Origin of the sequence: Kutzneria chonburiensis, assembly GCF_028622115.1 — a bacterium.
GTDB lineage: Bacteria > Actinomycetota > Actinomycetes > Mycobacteriales > Pseudonocardiaceae > Kutzneria > Kutzneria chonburiensis.
The window spans coordinates 5803183-5818465 of record NZ_CP097263.1; the positions used below are offsets into that span (position 1 = coordinate 5803183).

The following is a 15283-nucleotide window of genomic DNA, read 5'->3' on the forward strand; positions in this document are numbered from 1 at the left end:
ATGTGGCGGCTTGCCATGGGGATGATGCTGCGTTGACCATTGACTACAGGCGGTGAACACGCGAGGAGGTGCCCATGACGCACACCACCGGCATCCTCCCCGGAGCGCCCTGCTGGGTCAGTCTCGACAGCACGGATCCGCCGGCCAGCCGCGACTTCTACGCCGCGGTACTGGGCTGGCGGTACACAGTGGACCGACGCGGCGGCGCGCTGGCGCACGTCGGCCGGGACGAGGCGGCCGCGGGCATCGATCCCGGGCGACGCCACGAATGGCGACTGCACCTGGCGATTCGCAATCCGTGGATCGCCTCGGAACGCGTGCGCCAGCACGGGGGTCGCGTGGTGCGCGGCCCGCTGGAGGGACGCATCGTGATCGCCGAGGACCCCAGTGGCGGCGTGGTCGCGCTGAGCGGGCCGAGACCGGATGTCTCGATGGCGTACGGAATTCACGGCTGCTTCGAGTGGGCCGACCTGAACACGCGGGACGGCCACCTGGCTGACAAGTTCTTCCGCGGCCTGTTCGGCTACAGCCAAGGCCAGGTCGGCGACGGCGTCGACCTGGACTACACGGTCTGGTGGCTGGGCAACCGGGCCGTGCTCGGCCGCTACCGGATGGACGCCGAGTTCCCGGCCGACACCGCGCCGCACTGGATGGTGTTCTTCCGCGTCACCGACACCGACGAAGCGGCCAGCGCCGTCCGCCGGCTGGCCGGAACCGTTGTGGTGGAACCGTTCGACTCGGCATACGGCCGGGTGGCCGTGCTGTGCGACCCGCAGGGCGCGCCGTTCTCGGTGATCGAGCCGCACGAGGAGGAAGAGGAGCCCGTCGACCCGTACGACGACTAGGTGTTCTGACCCGTGAGGTTGGGAACGCGGCTGGCTGGGGGTAGGCCCTTGAGCGCGGTGTGGCCGCGGTGGTGATTGTAGGTGTGTAGCCACTGCGGCAGGGCCTGGCGGCGTTCGGTCTCGGACCGGTAGGGGCGGGCGTAGGCCCATTCGTCGAGCAGGGTGCGGTTGAACCGTTCCACTTTGCCGTTGGTCTGGGGCCGGTAGGGGCGGGTGCGTTTGTGGGTGATGTCTGCGGCGGCCAGGGTGTCGCGCCAGAGTCGTGAGCGGTAGCAGGACCCGTTGTCAGTGAGTACCCGTTTGACGGTGATTCCGTTGGTGTGGAAGAAGGTCTGCGCCCTCTGCCAGAACGCGGCGGCGGTTTCCTTGGTCTCGTCGGGCAGGATCTCGGTGTAGGCCAGACGGGAGTGATCATCGATCGCGTTGTGCAGGAATCCGTAGCCCAGCAAGGGGTTGCGGTAGGCGCTGCGGGTCGCGGTGGCGGTGCGTTGGCTGTTGCGGCCGCCGATCTGACGGCCGTGCACCCGGTGACCGCCGCCGTCGGGGATGTTGCCCAGCTTTTTGATGTCGACGTGGATCAGGTCGCCGGGAGCGTCGCGTTCGTAGCGGCGGATGGGTTGCGCGGTGGCGCGGTCCAGATGCGTCAGGCGAGCCAGGCCGTAGCGACGCAGCACCCGGTGCACCGTAGCCGGGTTCAGGCCGAGCAGGTAGGCGATGCGGGCCGGTCCCCAGCGGCGTAGTACGCGGACCTTGATGATGCGGCGTTCGGTGCGGGTAGGGGTACGGCCAGGGCTGGTGCGAGGACGGGAGGACCGGTCGACCATGCCAGCGGCACCGAGTTGGCGGTAGCGCCGCGCCCAGCGTTGAGCGGTGCTGACCGAGACCTGGAACCGGTCGGCCGCTGGTCGCAGTGGCCAACCGTCGTCCACGACGCAGCGGGCCAGCCGCAGCCTGCCCAGCTCGGTCAAGGGTGCGTTACGGTGGGGCATGAGGGCCTCCGGGAGCTCGGTGTAGACGTCGCAATCCACACCGAACCTGGAGGCCTTCCCTCATTTCAAGATCATCGGTTCACGTGTCTGCCCGTTCGCAACCTCCCAAGGCAGTACAACTAGGCCAGCAGCCGGCCCCGGCCGTGGTCGACCGCCCAGGCGAGGGCGCCGCGCATCGGCGCGGCGTCGCCGAACTCGCCGGCGGCGACGCGAACCGGGGCCGGTGTCGCGCCGTCGATGGCGGTCCGGATGTGCGGCAGGATCTCGGGATGCCCGCCCAGCGGGCCGCCGAACAGGACAAGTTCCGGGTCGAACACCGTGCACGCCGAAGCGACCGCGCGGCCGATGGCTCGGCCGAACTTCCGGTGATCGCCGGCCAGCACGGTCGGCACGTCGATCGCCGGCGGCGTGCCGAATCCTTGGCGTAGCAGGGAATCCGTCAGCGTGAGGTCGTCGTCGGCCTTGAGGTAGCCGATCTCACCGGCCAGCCCGTGCGCGCCGCGAACGAGCTGGTCACCCAGGTACAGGCTCATGCCGATGCCCGCCCCGACATGCACGTAGGCGAAGCTCGCCGCCGACTTGGCCGCGCCACTGCGGCGTTCGGCCAACGCCGCCCAGTTGACGTCGTTGTCCACCATCAGCGGCACGTCGACCACGTCGGCCAGACGGACGAAGCCCTCGGGGTACGGCGATCCCGGCAACGCGATCACCTCCCGGGTGGCCGGGTCGACCGGGTTGGCCACGGCCACGGCGACCGCCCGCAGCGGGCCCTTCGCCTCGATGCCGGCGATCGTCGCCCGCACCTCGGCGACAAGGTCGGTCCCGGGCACCACGCGCCGCTCGGTCAGCACCGTCCGCCGCAGGTCGTACGCGATCGCGTGCACGCCGAACTGGTTCAGCTCCAAGGCGATCACGTGACCGGTGTCGGCGCCAAGCTCGTAGAAGGTCGCGATGCGCCCCCGCTGGCCGGTTTCCCGCGATCCGGTGGCCGTGAGCAGGCCGGCTGCTTCCAGCCGGCGCACCGATTCGGAGATGGTCGGGCGGGAGATGCCGGTGCGGTCGGCCAGATCGACGCGGGTCACCCGGCCGTGCTCGAAGACGTCGTCCAGCACGGCCCGGTCGGTCAGCTCCCGCAGCATCTGCAGGCGCGGCAGCGGCCGGGCGTCGGTGTCTTGTGGCTGGCTGGCGATGGGGCTACGGTAGCAAAATGTTCTAGTTAGGAGTCCTAACCAAAAGGAGCTGACGTGGTCTCCACCCTGCCGAGCGACGTGCCCGCCGCCATCCGCGACACCAAGGCCCGGCTGCGCGCCGGCATCGGCGACGTCGCCGGCCTGCTCGCCGAGATCGAGAAGGACATGCTGGCCGAGGTGGAGGCGGTGCTCGCCGCCGGACCCGCCGCGTTCCCCGTCGTGGCCTACGACGACGTCGCCGCCGGCACGGTCCCGTCCGCCACGCTCGATGCCATCCGCCGCCGGGGCTGCGCCGTCGTCCGCGGCACCTTTCCCCGTGCGCAGGCCGAATCCTGGGACGCCGAGCTGGCCGATTACCTGGCCCGCAACAACTTCGCCGCCCGCTACGCCGGACCCGCCGACGACGTGTTCGGCGGACTGTCGTCCAGCAAGCCCCAGATCTACCCGATCTACTGGTCACGGCCGCAGCTGCAAGCCCGCCAGTCCGAGCGCATGTCGACCGTGCGGACGTTCCTGAACTCGTTCTGGCGCAACGAATCCGAGGGCCGCGTCTGGTTCGACCCGACGCTGGACACCGGCTACCCCGACCGGATCCGCCGCCGCGAGCCCGGATCCTCGTCCAAGGGCCTGTCCGCGCACACCGACTCCGGCTCGGTCGAACGCTGGCTGCTGCCGGCCTACCAGCAGGTCTTCCGGCACGTCTTCAGCGGCCGCTGGTCCTCGTACGACCCTTGGGACGCCGCCCACCGCACCGAGGTCGACGAGTTCGAATCCACGGTCATGTGCTCGTCGTTTCGCACGTTCCAAGGCTGGACCGCGTTGTCCGACATGCGGCCCACCGACGGCGTGCTGCACGTCGTGCCGATCCCGTCAGCCATGGCCTATCTGCTGCTCCGCGCGTTGCAGGACGACGTGCCGGCCGACGATCTCTGCGGCGCCACCAACGGCCGCGTGCTGGCCGTCACCGAGCAGTGGCACGCGCCCCTGCTGCCCGCGCTGACGCCCATTCCCGCCGTCGAGCCCGGCGACACCGTCTGGTGGCACTGCGACGTCATCCACTCGGTCGCCGATGTCAGCGACCAGGAGCGCTGGGGCAACGTCATGTACATCCCCGCCGCACCCATGTGCCCCAAGAACGCCCGCTACGCCGCCGACTGCGGCCGCCGTTTCCTGGCCGGCACCAGCCCCGCCGACTTCGCCGCCGAGGACTACGAGGCCACTTGGCCCGACCGCGCCACCCTCGCCGACCTCACCGCGATCGGCCGGGCCCAACTCGGCCTCTAGGCCGGGATGAACAGGCGCAGCAGCAGCCAGGCCACCACCGCGGACGGCAGCAGCGAGTCCATCCGGTCCATGAGGCCGCCGTGCCCGGGCAGCAGATTGCCCATGTCCTTGATGCCGAGGTCCCGCTTGATCAACGACTCGACCAGGTCGCCGACGGTCGAGGTGATCACGAGCGCCGCGCCGAGCAGCACGCCCTGCCACCACTGGCCGTGCAGCAGCAGGGTGACGGTCAACGCGCCGCCGACGGTGCCGGTGATCATGGAGCCGGCGAAGCCCTCCCAGGACTTCTTCGGGCTGATCAGCGGGGCCATCGGATGCTTGCCGAACAGCACACCCGCCGCGTAGCCGCCGGTGTCCGAGCAGACGACGCCGATGAGGAAGGCCAGCACCCGGTACACGCCGTCGGCCGGCACCACCAGCATCGCCGCGAACGAGGCGAACAGCGGCACATAGGCGGCGACGAAGATCGAGCCGGTCACGTCCCGCACGTAGCCGGACACGCCGTCCCGGAACCGCCAGATCAGGCAGCCGAGGATCGTCACCACGAACGCCGCGAGCAGGCCGACCCGCTCGAACGGCCAAGAGAGCCAGACCATGGCCTGCCCGCCGACCAGCACGGGCACCAGCGCCACCTTGATGCCGCCGGCCCGCTGCATCGCGCCGGCCAGCTCGACCGTGGAGATCGCGACCGCGATGGCCACGATCCCCACGAACGTCTGGGGCACGGTGAACAGGCAGACCAGGATGACCGCGCCCAGGCCGCAGCCCACCGCGACGGCGGCCCACAGGTTGCGGCCCGCCCGCGATGTCTTTGCCGGCGGCGGGTCGCCGGGGTCGCCCGCGGACGAGTCCTGATCGCCCCGCCGGCCACGTGTGGAAGTCACGTCCGTCGAACTCTCTCCTACCGGCCGGTCGTCAGACCTCCAGCAGCTCGGCTTCCTTGTGCTTGACCAGCTGGTCGATCTGCGCCACGTACTTGTCGGTGAGCTGCTGGAGTTCCTTCTCCGCGCGGTTTACGTCGTCCTCGCCGGCCTCGCCGTCCTTGGCGATGCGGTCCAGCTCCTCCTTGGCCTTGCGGCGGATGTTGCGCACCGCGACCTTGGAGTCCTCGCCCTTGCTCTTGGCCACCTTGACCATCTCCCGGCGGCGCTCCTCGGTCAGCGCCGGGATCAGCACGCGGATGATCGAGCCGTCGTTGCTCGGGTTGACGCCGAGGTCCGAGTCGCGGATGGCCTTCTCGATCTCCCGCAGCTGGCTGACGTCGTACGGCTTGACGACGGCCATCCTGGCCTCGGGGATGGTGATGCCGGCCAGCTGGTTCAGCGGTGTCGGCGAGCCGTAGTAGTCGACGACGATGCCCTGGAACATGGCGGCGTTGGCCCGCCCGGTGCGGACCGAGGCGAGATGGTCCTTGGCCACCGACACCGCGGTTTCCATCTTCTCCTCGGCGTCGAGAAGGGTCTCGTCGATCACGGCTGCTCCTTAACGATGCTGCTGGCCGGTTGCCACTTTGCCGGTGCCCACGATCCCAGCGTCAGGCCGAGGGCCTGGAGTCAGGGGTGCTCACCACGGTGCCGATCCTCTCACCGCGCACCGCGCGGGCGATGTTCCCCTCGGTGAGCAGGTTGAACACGATGATCGGCATGTTGTTGTCCTTGCACAGCGCGAACGCCGTGGCGTCGGCGACCTCGAGCCCGCGTTCGAGCACCTCCTGGTGCGTGATGGTCTCGAACTTGCTGGCGTTCGGGTTGCGCCGGGGGTCGGAGTCGTAGACGCCGTCGACCGCCTTGGCCATCAGCACCACGTCGCAGCCGATCTCCAGCGCGCGCTGGGCGGCCGCGGTGTCGGTGGAGAAGTACGGCATGCCGACGCCGGCCGCGAAGATCACGCAGCGGCCCTTCTCCAGGTGCCGCTCGGCCCGGCGCGGGATGTAGGGCTCGGCGACCTGGCCCATCGTGATGGCGGTCTGCACCCGGGTGTCGATGCCCTTCTTCTCCAGGAAGTCCTGGAGCGCGAGGCAGTTCATCACGGTGCCGAGCATCGCCATGTAGTCGGCCCGGTCCCGGTCCATGCCGCGCTGGCTGAGCTCGGCGCCGCGGAAGAAGTTGCCGCCGCCGATGACCACCGCCACCTGGGTGCCGCCGCCGACCACGTCGGCGATCTGGCTGGCCACGGTGTGCACCACGTCCGGGTCGACGCCGACGGCGCCGCCGCCGAACATCTCGCCGCCCAGCTTCAGCAGCACCCGGCGGTAGCCGTTGCCCTCACCGGCGGTGCGGTCCTTGGTCGATCGGTCCTGGGTCAGCGACATCGGTTTCCTCTCGTCGTCCGCGGGGTGGTCCAACGCCAGGTAATTCCACGCCGGTCAATTCCACGCCGGGTAATTCCACGCTGTGTGGTCCTGGCGTGCGAAAGCGGGGCCGCCACGTACTGTGGCAGACCCCGCCTTGCGCCGGGCCTCAGCCCTGGCCCACCTCGAAGCGAGCGAAGCGAGTCACGGTGACCCCGGCCTCGTCAAGCAGGGCCTTCACGGTCTTCTTCGAGTCCTGCACGGACGGCTGCTCCAGGAGCACCACGTCCTTGTAGAAACCGTTGACGCGACCCTCGACGATCTTGGGCAGCGCCGCCTCCGGCTTGCCCTCCTCGCGGGCGGTCGCCTCGGCGATGGAGCGCTCGTGCTCGACGATGTCCGCCGGCACCTCGTCCCGGGTGACGTACTTGGCCTTCATGGCGGCGACCTGCATGCCGACGCCCTTGACCGCGTCGCCCTCGGCGCCGGTGTACTCGACCAGCACGCCGACGGCCGGCGGCAGGTCGGCGGAGCGGCGGTGCAGGTAGACGCTGGTCTGGCCGTCGAAGGCGACGACCTTGGCCAGCTCCAGCTTCTCGCCGATCTTGGCCGACAGCGCCTGGACGCCGTCGGCGACGGTGCCGTCGCCCAGCTTGGCGGCGGTCAGCGCGGCCACGTCGGTCGCGCCGGAGTCCTTGGCGGCGGCGACGATCTTGGCCGCCAGCTCCTGGAACTCCTCGTTCTTGGCGACGAAGTCGGTCTCGCACTGGAGCTCGATCATCACGCCGCCGTCGGCCGCGACCAGGCCGTTGGCGGTGGCCCGCCCGGCGCGCTTGCCGACGTCCTTGGCGCCCTTGATGCGCAGGATCTCGACGGCCTTGTCGAAGTCGCCGTCGGACTCCTCAAGAGCCCTCTTGCAGTCCATCATGCCGGAGCCGGTGAGCTCGCGGAGTCGCTTCACGTCGGCCGCGGTGTAGTTCGCCATCGTGCGGTGTCCGTTTCCTTCTGCGGGTACGCGCGGGTAGTGCGAGGGCACACGCCCGCCCGCGCTCGTCACGCGGGCGGGCGGGTCGCCGGTCAGGACTGGGCGGTGACCTCGGTCGCGGCGGCCGGGGCGGCCTCAGCGGCCGGCGCCGGCGCGGCGGTCTCGGCGTTCGCGCCGACCAGGAGCTCCTGCTCCCACTCGGCCAGCGGCTCCTCGACCGAGCCCGGCTTGTCGGCCGGCTGGGTGCGGGCGCCCGAGCGGGCGATCAGGCCGGCGGCCGCGGCCTCGGCGACCACCTTGGTGAGCAGGGTGGCGGAGCGGATCGCGTCGTCGTTGCCCGGAATCGGGTAGTCGACCTCGTCCGGGTCGCAGTTGGTGTCCAGGATGGCCACCACCGGGATGTTCAGCTTGCGCGCCTCGCCGACGGCGATGTGCTCCTTCTTGGTGTCCACGATCCAGACGGCGCTGGGCACCTTGGACATGTCGCGGATACCGCCGAGGGTCTTCTCCAGCTTGTCCTTCTCACGGGTGAGCATGAGGATCTCCTTCTTGGTGAGACCCTGGAAGCCACCCGTCTGCTCCATCGACTCCAGCTCCTTGAGCCGCTGGAGGCGCTTGTGCACGGTGGTGAAGTTGGTGAGCATGCCGCCCAGCCAGCGCTGGTTCACGTACGGCATGCCGACCCGCAGCGCCTCGTGGGCGATCGCTTCCTGCGCCTGCTTCTTGGTGCCGACGAACAGGATGGAGCCGCCGTGCGCGACGGTCTCCTTGACGAACTCGTAGGCGCGGTCGATGTACGACAGCGTCTGCTGCAGGTCGATGATGTAGATGCCGTTGCGCTCGGTGAAGATGAAGCGCTTCATCTTCGGGTTCCAGCGCCGGGTCTGGTGCCCGAAGTGGACGCCGCTGTCGAGCAGCTGCCTCATGGTGACGACGGCCATGGCCGGTTGCACCTCTTGGTGTCGTGCGCGCCGGGTGGCGCGCGGTTCGGTTGACGCAACGGGTCGGGTGACCCAGTGCCCTGGTGCCTGGCCCACCGCCCGAACCCGCCGGCCGCGCCACCTCTCGCGAGGAGCCACTGCCTTCGAGACCGCCGGACGGCGTTCACCCCGTTGATCAGGGGTAAGCGCTGGCACGCGAAGTCGACCCGCGATAGACAGGTCGCGGGGCAAGCATACGCCCGAACCCCGCCAACGCCCGAATCGGGCTCCCGGTTGTCCACAGCCCCCAGGCCGCCACCCGGGTTGTCCACAATTCGATCATCGCCGCCGACCGCCCCGGTCGCGGAGGTGGACGCTGGCCCCATGCCCGCCCTCGCCACCCTCGCCCTGGCCACCCTCACCCAGGCCACCACCGTCCTGGTCGCCCTCTGCGGCTTCGCCCTGGCTGCCGGTGTCCCAGCCGCCGATGCGCTCCCAGCCGCGACGCTCTCTCCCTCCCCATCACCCCCTTCTCTCTCCGCTTCCCCAACTCCTTCACCTCCCTGTCCTTCTCTTTCGCCCACTGCCCCGCCTGCCGGCCCTTCGCCACCCGCGCCTTCGCCTTGCTCCCATCCACTGCCCCCTCTTTCCCTCCTTTTCCTCGCTACGCGTGGCCAATCGCGCCGCCACATCAGGTGCTGCGGCGGTTCCAGCTCCCTTCGACCCCGTACGGCCCTGGCCATCGCGGCGTCGACCTGGGAGGGACCGACGGCGAAGCGGTGCTGGCGGCGGCGGACGGGGTGGTTTCCTTCGCCGGCCCGGTGGCAACCCGGGGCGTGGTGGCGGTGACCCACGCGGGCGGCGTCCGCACCACGTACGAGCCGGTCCGGCCGGAGGTGACGGTCGGACAGTGGGTCCGCCGCGGCGAGGAGGTGGGGCGGCTGATGCCCGGTCACGAGGGCTGTGCGACGGCCTGTCTCCATTGGGGTGCGCGGCGAGGCGGTGAATACCTGGATCCGTTGCGGCTGCTGTCGACGCAACGCGTACGGCTGTTGCCATGGCGTGAGCCACCGCTGACAGGAGGGACCTGAATTCGCTGTCGAATAGCTGTCGATCGGCCCCCAATTCCCCCAAATCGGTCGCGCACAGCAGGTTCTTAAGTTGCTCCCAAGCGACTCACATCGACCAAGTCAAGAATCGATCAGGTCATCCCACACCGTGAGGAGGCCGCATGGCAGTGGTGTCCCGGCTGCTGACCGCACGGGCGCAGGAACGGCCAACGTCCAAGGCGTTCGTCGTTGGCGCGGACGGCCGGTCGTTGACCTGGTCGGAGCTGGCGTCGCAGGCGGCGCTCTGGCGCGCGGCCGGTCGTGCCACGGCATTGCCGCAGCGGGCCCGGATCGGGCTCGTGGCCACCGATCCGCTCGCGTTCACCGCCGCTTATCTGGGCGTGCTCGCGGCCGGACTGACGGCGGCGCCGCTCGATCCACGGCTCACCGAGTCGGAACTGTCCACTGCGATCTCGCGACTTCGCGTCGATGTGATCGCCACCGACGAACCGGACGCATTCGGCCCGGAAATCGAATTGTGGTCACTGACCGAATTGGGTCCGGTTCCGGTGCGGTCGGCGAACTCGGCCGCTCGGCCGAGTGATGGTGCCGCACTTCGTCCGGCGGTATTGCTGGCCAGTTCCGGCACGACGGGCGCGCCCAAGGGCATTCCGCTGTCCGAATGGCAGCTGATGCACGCCGCACGGCGGGTCGCCCGCCATCACGGGTTCGGCCCCGACCAGCGCGGCTACACGCCGCTGCCGCTGTTCCACGTGAACGCGCAGGTGATGGGCCTGCTCGCCAACGTCGTCAGCGGATCCTCGCTGGTGGTCGACCGCCGGTTCGACGTGAAGGCGTACTGGGACCGTGTCGAGCAGTGGCGGCCGACCTGGCTGAACGCCGTGCCCGCCATCCTCGCGTCGCTGGCCGCCGCGCCCGCGCCGGGTGAGGACGTGGTGCGCGGCATCCGGTTCGCGCGGTCGGCATCCGCGCCGCTACCGGAGCACACGCTGCGCGCGTTCACCGAGCACACGGGAATCGGTGTGCTGGAGACGTACGGCATGACCGAGGCGGCCGGGCAGATCACCGCCAACCCGATCGAGGCTGCCGACCGTCGCATCGGCTCCGTCGGCCTGCCGGTCGGGGTCGGGTTGTCCGTGCTGAGCCCCGACGGCCGCCCGGTCGCGCCCGGTCAGGAGGGCATGATCGCGCTGCGGGGTCGGCAGGTCGTCAGCCACTACCTCGACCTGTCGGCCGACGTTCCCGAGCGCACCCGGCCGGCCCGCGACGCTCGCGGCTGGCTGCTCACCGGCGACCTCGGGGTTCGTGACGAGGCCGGCTTCGTCCGGCTGGCCGGCCGCGCCGACGACGTGATCAACCGGGGCGGCGAGAAGATCCATCCGTTGGAGATCGAGAACGTGCTGCTCGGGCACCCGGCCGTGCGGTCAGCCGCGGTCGTCGGCGCCCCGCACGAGCGGCTCGGGCAGGTGGCCGTCGCCTTCGTCACCGCCGATCCCGCCGCACGGGCCGAGGAACTCGCCCGTGACCTGCACGAACTCTGCGAGCGGGCGCTGACCCGGTACAAGCGCCCGACCACCATCGAGGTCACCGCCGAGCTGCCGACCGGGCCCACCGGCAAGGTCCTGCGCCGCGCGCTGCGGGCCGAGCTGGCGACCGCCGGGGGCGCGCGATGACGTCGTCGAACAACCGTTGCGAGTCCAGGAGGCACCGCATGAGCAGGGCGTGCACGGCACCACCATGATGATCGACCCCGGCCTGCCGACCGGTGTCTTCACCGACGTCATCCAGAGCCACGGGCACCTCGTCGACCTGGTCAAATTCGGCTGGGGCACCGCACTGGTCACCAAGGACATCGACCGCAAGGCGGCCGTGCTCCGCGAGTCCGGCATCGACTTCTACTTCGGCGGCACGCTGTTCGAGCACGCCGTGTGGACCGACCAGCTGGCCGACTACCTCGCGTTGGTCGACCGGACCGAGGCCACCCACATCGAGGTCTCCAACGGCACCATTCCCCTCGACCAGCGCAGCAAGGCCGACTACGTGCGCCGGATGTCGGCCCACCGGCCCGTGCTGTCCGAGGTCGGCTACAAGGACGCCGACCGCTCCGCCCTGCTCACTCCGGCCGACTGGGTCGAGGCCCTGCGCGAGGACCTCGACGCCGGGGCGGCCATGGTGATCACCGAGGCCCGGGAGAGCGGCCGCAGCGGTATCGCCAACTCCGACGGCCAGATGCGCACCGACGTCCTCGGTGCCGTGCTCGACGCCCTCGATCCCGCCACCGTCATGTTCGAGGCCCCGACCAAGGAACTCCAGGTCGAGCTCATCCGCACCGTCGGCCCGCAGGTCAACCTGGGCAACATCGCCACCCACGACGTCGTCGGCGTCGAGACGCTGCGCCGCGGTCTCCGTGGCGACACCCTGCTGGCGCTCACCACCGGCGTCGCCAGCGCCCGCTCGCTCAGCCACTCCAACTAGCGGCTTCTGCTACCGAAACCCTTACACAACAAAGGAAAGACGAGGATGCGCAACCAGTACGACGCCTGCCACATCGCCGTCCCGGCCCGGGACCTGGACGAGGCGCTGGAGTACTACGTCTTCGGGCTGGGCGCGAAGCTGGCCCGCCGCTACGAGGACCGGATCACCCTGGACTTCTTCGGCGACCAGTTGGTCTGCCACCTGTGCGATGACGTGCCGGCGGAGGCGGTGGCCTATCCACGGCACTTCGGCGTCAGCTTCGCCCAGGCCGAGGACTTCGACCGGCTGGTGCGGCTGGTCGAGCACCGCAAGCTGCGGGTGCTGTCCGGCCCGTCGATCCGCTTCGAGGGCACGGCCGAGCAGCACCGCACGCTGTTCCTGGCCGATCCGTCGAACAACGTGATCGAGTTCAAGAACTACGACGACCCCCGCATGCAGTACTGATGACCGACGTGACGACACGCCCCTCGGTCCTGCACCTGGTCCGCCACGGCGAGAGCACATGGAACCTGGCCGGCCGGATCCAGGGCCAGTCGGCCGAGGCCGGCGGCCTCACGGCGGCCGGCCGGGCCCAGGCCCAGCTCACCGCCGACCTGCTGGCCGAACGTCCCGTGCGCCCCACCGCCGTCATCGCCAGCGACCTGGTCCGCGCCCGCGAAACGGCCGAGATCATCGCCGCTCGCCTCGACCTGCCCCTGGAGTTCGATCCCGAGATCCGCGAGCAGAACCTCGGCGTGCTGGAGGGCCAACGGCTCGACTCGCCGTTCGCCGACGACCCGACCGCCCAGGACACCGTCGACCGTCTGTGGCGCGAGCCGTTCCTGCGCCCGGACACCGGCGAGAGCATCGCCGACATGTACGACCGGGTGCACCGCGCCTTCCGCCGGCACGCCGAAGCCCGTCCCGGCCTCGACATCGTGCTGGTCACCCATGGCGGCCCGGTGCGCATGGCCGCCACCGCCGAGCCACCGACGCCCGGCGTCCCGGTCCCCCGCATCGGCGTGGACAACGCATCGGTCACGTCGATCACGATCAGCGCCGTGAGCTGACCGCGTCGGCTCAACTCTCCGACTGCTCGGCGAGCTTGGTGCGCAGGCGGAGCACGGCGCGGGTGTGGAGCTGGCACACCCGGGACTCGGTGACGCCGAGGACGCGACCGATCTCGGCCAGGGTCAGATTCTCGAAGTAGTAGAGGGTGACCACGATGCGGTCGCGCTCGGCCAGCTGGGCGATGGCGTCGGCGAGCTGGCGTCGGCTGTCCTGGTCGACCAGGTTGGCGACGGGATCCTCGGCGTAGTCGTCGGGGAGCGTCTCGGCCAGGGAGGCGGTGCCGCGGCCGGCGGCGATCAGCTCGTCCAGCGCGACGACGCTGGTCAGCTGGAGCTGGGCATAGAGCTCCCGCAGCTCGCTGATGGTGATGGACAGCTCGGTGGCCAACTCGGAGTCGGTCGGGGTGCGCTGCAAGCGGCCACCGAGGCGTTCGAGGGCGCGCTCGACGTCGCGGGCACGACTGCGGACGGAACGGGGCACCCAGTCCTGGGAGCGCAGGTCGTCCAGGATGGCACCACGAATGCGCTGCATCGCGTAGGTCTCGAACTTCAGGCCACGCTCGGGCTCGAACTTCTCGATGGCATCGACCAGACCGAAGATGCCGGACTGGATCAGGTCGCCGACGTCCACGTGTGCCGGAAGGCCGGTGCCGACCCGGCCGGCGACGTACTTGACCAGCGGCGCGTAGTGCAGCACCAGCCGGTCCCGCAGCTCCTGGGCCCGGCTCGCGCCGTAGCTGCGCCACAGCGCGACGATGCCCGCTTCGACGTCGTCGGCCGTGCGCTGGTCACCGGGAAGGACCCCGTCGGGCTGGCCCGCACCATACGAGCCCCGCGAGCCACCGGCGGCCGAGCCGTGGCTGCCGTTGCGCATCGCTGTCGTCTCCGGGGCGCGTGTCTCCAGGGAGGGCACGGTTGCCGTGCGGGAACCTCCCCCGGCGTCCTCAGGAACGGGGGTGGGTTCGCTCATGGATCGCCTTAAGCCGTTCGACGGTGACGTGGGTGTAGAGCTGCGTGGTGGCTAGCGTAGCGTGACCGAGCAGCTCTTGGACGGTCCGCAGGTCCGCTCCCCCTTCCAGCAGGTGCGTTGCGGCCGAGTGCCTTAGGCCGTGCGGCCCCGTGTCGACTGCTCCGGGTACCGCACCGACGGCACCGTGCACGATCTTGCGGGCGGTCCGCTGATCGAGCCGGCCACCCCGCGCGCCGAGCAGCAGCGCGGCCGGCGAACCGGGCCTGACCAGGGCGGATCGCCCTTCGTCGAGCCAGCGACGCAGCGCCCGCTCGGCCGGTGCGCCGAAGGGCACGACGCGTTCACGGTTGCCTTTGCCGAGCACGCGAATCACTCGGCTGGAGTAGTCCACATCGGCCAGGTCCAGGCCGCACAGTTCCGACACCCGGACGCCGGTGGCGTAGAGGAGCTCCAACAGAGCTTGGTCACGCAGAGCAACCGCCGCGCCTTCGGCGGCCCCGCTCTCGGCGGCCGCCAGCATGGCGGCGGCCTGCTCCTGCCGCAGCACCCCGGGCAGCGTCCGATGCGGCCGCGGCGCCATCAGCAGCTGCCCCGGATCGGTCGCCAGGTGCCCACGCCGGCGCGCCCACGCGGTGAACGTCCGGGCCGCCGCCGACCGCCTGGCCAGCGTCGACCGGCTCGCCCCGGCGGCGCGAAGCCCACCGAGCCAGCCGCGCAACGCCGCCAGATCGATGTCGGCCACCGCGACCGGCAGCGACCCTTCCTCGGCACCAAGGCCGTCATCGCCCACGGCACTGCTATCGCCGTCACGCTCATCGGCGTCACGGTTGCCGACGGTCGCATTGCCGGCGTCAGCGTCCGGCGGCGTGGCCGGGGCCAGATGTCCCAGCAGGGACACCACATCGCCGAGGTAGGCGCGCACGGTGTGCTCGGAAAGGTTGCGCTCCAGCCGGAGGTGCCGCTCGTAGTCCGCGAGCACCGCCTCGACGTCAGCGGGCAGCCGCTGGCGGAGCCGGATCAGCTCCGGCCCGGCCGGCCGTCGTGAAGAGGGCATCGAACGCGTGTCACATCCCCGCGAGCGGCGAGGCGGCCTGCGGCCTCAGCGAGACGACCCGCCCGATTCCGTGATGTCCACCCGCGCGGATGACCCTCGTGTGACGGCACATAGCCCAACACGGTGCGCCGCAACCCGTTCGTGGTCAAGCATCGCCACACC

The 15283-nt window shown here is 70.4% G+C and carries 16 protein-coding genes; 7 read left to right on the forward strand and 9 right to left on the reverse strand.

All coding sequences use genetic code 11. The annotated features are described in order from the left end of the window. The first annotated feature begins 74 nt into the window (after window positions 1-74). On the forward strand, window positions 75-845 hold the full coding sequence (locus M3Q35_RS26180; protein WP_273935175.1) for a VOC family protein: 771 nt from the start codon (window positions 75-77) through the stop codon (window positions 843-845). Here the strand turns inward: M3Q35_RS26180 and M3Q35_RS26185 are convergent. Together M3Q35_RS26185 and M3Q35_RS26190 are read right to left on the reverse strand one after the other, a co-directional pair. After that, window positions 842-1834: an IS481 family transposase gene (locus tag M3Q35_RS26185; protein WP_273935176.1), complete on the reverse strand. Its 993-nt coding sequence runs from the start codon at window positions 1832-1834 to the stop codon at window positions 842-844. The genes M3Q35_RS26180 and M3Q35_RS26185 overlap by 4 nt on opposite strands. A 119-nt stretch (window positions 1835-1953) precedes the next feature. Then, on the reverse strand, window positions 1954-2973 hold the full coding sequence (locus M3Q35_RS26190; RefSeq protein WP_273935177.1) for an ROK family transcriptional regulator: 1020 nt from the start codon (window positions 2971-2973) through the stop codon (window positions 1954-1956). A gap of 105 nt (window positions 2974-3078) precedes the next feature. Here M3Q35_RS26190 and M3Q35_RS26195 point away from each other — a divergent pair, with 105 nt between their 5' ends. Beyond that, the gene (locus M3Q35_RS26195; protein ID WP_273935178.1) at window positions 3079-4308 is read left to right on the forward strand and encodes a DUF1479 domain-containing protein; all 1230 of its coding nucleotides are present in this window, start codon (window positions 3079-3081) and stop codon (window positions 4306-4308) included. Here the strand turns inward: M3Q35_RS26195 and M3Q35_RS26200 are convergent. From M3Q35_RS26200 to rpsB, 5 genes are all read right to left on the reverse strand, one after another. Then, on the reverse strand, window positions 4305-5096 hold the full coding sequence (locus tag M3Q35_RS26200; protein ID WP_273944470.1) for a phosphatidate cytidylyltransferase: 792 nt from the start codon (window positions 5094-5096) through the stop codon (window positions 4305-4307). The two genes, M3Q35_RS26195 and M3Q35_RS26200, sit on opposite strands and share 4 nt — an antisense overlap. 127 nt (window positions 5097-5223) lie before the next feature. Then, window positions 5224-5781: a ribosome recycling factor gene (gene frr / locus M3Q35_RS26205; protein WP_273935179.1), complete on the reverse strand. Its 558-nt coding sequence runs from the start codon at window positions 5779-5781 to the stop codon at window positions 5224-5226. Between the two features lie 61 nt (window positions 5782-5842). Beyond that, window positions 5843-6619 carry a UMP kinase gene (gene pyrH / locus M3Q35_RS26210; RefSeq protein WP_273935180.1) on the reverse strand — a complete coding sequence of 259 codons (777 nt, stop codon included), beginning with the start codon at window positions 6617-6619 and terminating at the stop codon, window positions 5843-5845. A 148-nt stretch (window positions 6620-6767) separates the two neighbouring features. Next, a complete protein-coding gene (gene tsf, locus M3Q35_RS26215; protein WP_273935181.1) occupies window positions 6768-7583 on the reverse strand; it encodes a translation elongation factor Ts in 816 nt (271 codons plus the stop codon). A 92-nt stretch (window positions 7584-7675) separates the two neighbouring features. Further along, the gene (gene rpsB, locus M3Q35_RS26220) at window positions 7676-8524 is read right to left on the reverse strand and encodes a 30S ribosomal protein S2 (protein WP_273935182.1); all 849 of its coding nucleotides are present in this window, start codon (window positions 8522-8524) and stop codon (window positions 7676-7678) included. A 674-nt stretch (window positions 8525-9198) separates the two neighbouring features. On the opposite strand from rpsB, the gene M3Q35_RS26225 reads away from it, so the two are divergent. From M3Q35_RS26225 to M3Q35_RS26245, 5 genes are all read left to right on the forward strand, one after another. Next, a complete protein-coding gene (locus M3Q35_RS26225) occupies window positions 9199-9594 on the forward strand; it encodes a M23 family metallopeptidase (RefSeq protein ID WP_273935183.1) in 396 nt (131 codons plus the stop codon). A gap of 140 nt (window positions 9595-9734) precedes the next feature. Continuing rightward, entirely contained in the window at window positions 9735-11246 is a 1512-nt protein-coding gene (locus M3Q35_RS26230; RefSeq protein ID WP_273935184.1) for a class I adenylate-forming enzyme family protein, read from the forward strand. Window positions 11247-11262: 16 nt separating this feature from the next. Continuing rightward, entirely contained in the window at window positions 11263-12048 is a 786-nt protein-coding gene (locus tag M3Q35_RS26235) for a phosphosulfolactate synthase (protein ID WP_273935185.1), read from the forward strand. Window positions 12049-12093: 45 nt separating this feature from the next. Beyond that, the gene (locus M3Q35_RS26240) at window positions 12094-12492 is read left to right on the forward strand and encodes a VOC family protein (protein ID WP_273935186.1); all 399 of its coding nucleotides are present in this window, start codon (window positions 12094-12096) and stop codon (window positions 12490-12492) included. Continuing rightward, window positions 12492-13097 carry a histidine phosphatase family protein gene (locus M3Q35_RS26245; RefSeq protein WP_273935187.1) on the forward strand — a complete coding sequence of 202 codons (606 nt, stop codon included), beginning with the start codon at window positions 12492-12494 and terminating at the stop codon, window positions 13095-13097. The genes M3Q35_RS26240 and M3Q35_RS26245 overlap by 1 nt, the downstream gene beginning before the upstream one ends. Window positions 13098-13107: 10 nt before the next feature. On the opposite strand, the gene M3Q35_RS26250 is transcribed toward M3Q35_RS26245, so the two are convergent. After that, window positions 13108-13971: a FliA/WhiG family RNA polymerase sigma factor gene (locus M3Q35_RS26250; protein WP_379794155.1), complete on the reverse strand. Its 864-nt coding sequence runs from the start codon at window positions 13969-13971 to the stop codon at window positions 13108-13110. Between the two features lie 70 nt (window positions 13972-14041). Then, window positions 14042-15121 carry a tyrosine recombinase XerC gene (locus M3Q35_RS26255; RefSeq protein WP_273935189.1) on the reverse strand — a complete coding sequence of 360 codons (1080 nt, stop codon included), beginning with the start codon at window positions 15119-15121 and terminating at the stop codon, window positions 14042-14044. Window positions 15122-15283: the final 162 nt, after the last annotated feature.

What these genes read in the sequence shown, in the direction of transcription:
- M3Q35_RS26245 (WP_273935187.1), top strand. Translation starts at nt 12,492, where the DNA reads ATGACCGACGTGACGACACGCCCCTCGGTCCTGCACCTGGTCCGCCAC.
- M3Q35_RS26250 (WP_379794155.1), bottom strand. Translation starts at nt 13,971, where the DNA reads ATGCGCAACGGCAGCCACGGCTCGGCCGCCGGTGGCTCGCGGGGCTCG.
- tsf (WP_273935181.1), bottom strand. Translation starts at nt 7,583, where the DNA reads ATGGCGAACTACACCGCGGCCGACGTGAAGCGACTCCGCGAGCTCACC.
- M3Q35_RS26190 (WP_273935177.1), bottom strand. Translation starts at nt 2,973, where the DNA reads ATGCTGCGGGAGCTGACCGACCGGGCCGTGCTGGACGACGTCTTCGAG.
- M3Q35_RS26240 (WP_273935186.1), top strand. Translation starts at nt 12,094, where the DNA reads ATGCGCAACCAGTACGACGCCTGCCACATCGCCGTCCCGGCCCGGGAC.
- M3Q35_RS26255 (WP_273935189.1), bottom strand. Translation starts at nt 15,121, where the DNA reads ATGCCCTCTTCACGACGGCCGGCCGGGCCGGAGCTGATCCGGCTCCGC.
- rpsB (WP_273935182.1), bottom strand. Translation starts at nt 8,524, where the DNA reads ATGGCCGTCGTCACCATGAGGCAGCTGCTCGACAGCGGCGTCCACTTC.
- M3Q35_RS26180 (WP_273935175.1), top strand. Translation starts at nt 75, where the DNA reads ATGACGCACACCACCGGCATCCTCCCCGGAGCGCCCTGCTGGGTCAGT.
- pyrH (WP_273935180.1), bottom strand. Translation starts at nt 6,619, where the DNA reads ATGTCGCTGACCCAGGACCGATCGACCAAGGACCGCACCGCCGGTGAG.
- M3Q35_RS26230 (WP_273935184.1), top strand. Translation starts at nt 9,735, where the DNA reads ATGGCAGTGGTGTCCCGGCTGCTGACCGCACGGGCGCAGGAACGGCCA.
- M3Q35_RS26185 (WP_273935176.1), bottom strand. Translation starts at nt 1,834, where the DNA reads ATGCCCCACCGTAACGCACCCTTGACCGAGCTGGGCAGGCTGCGGCTG.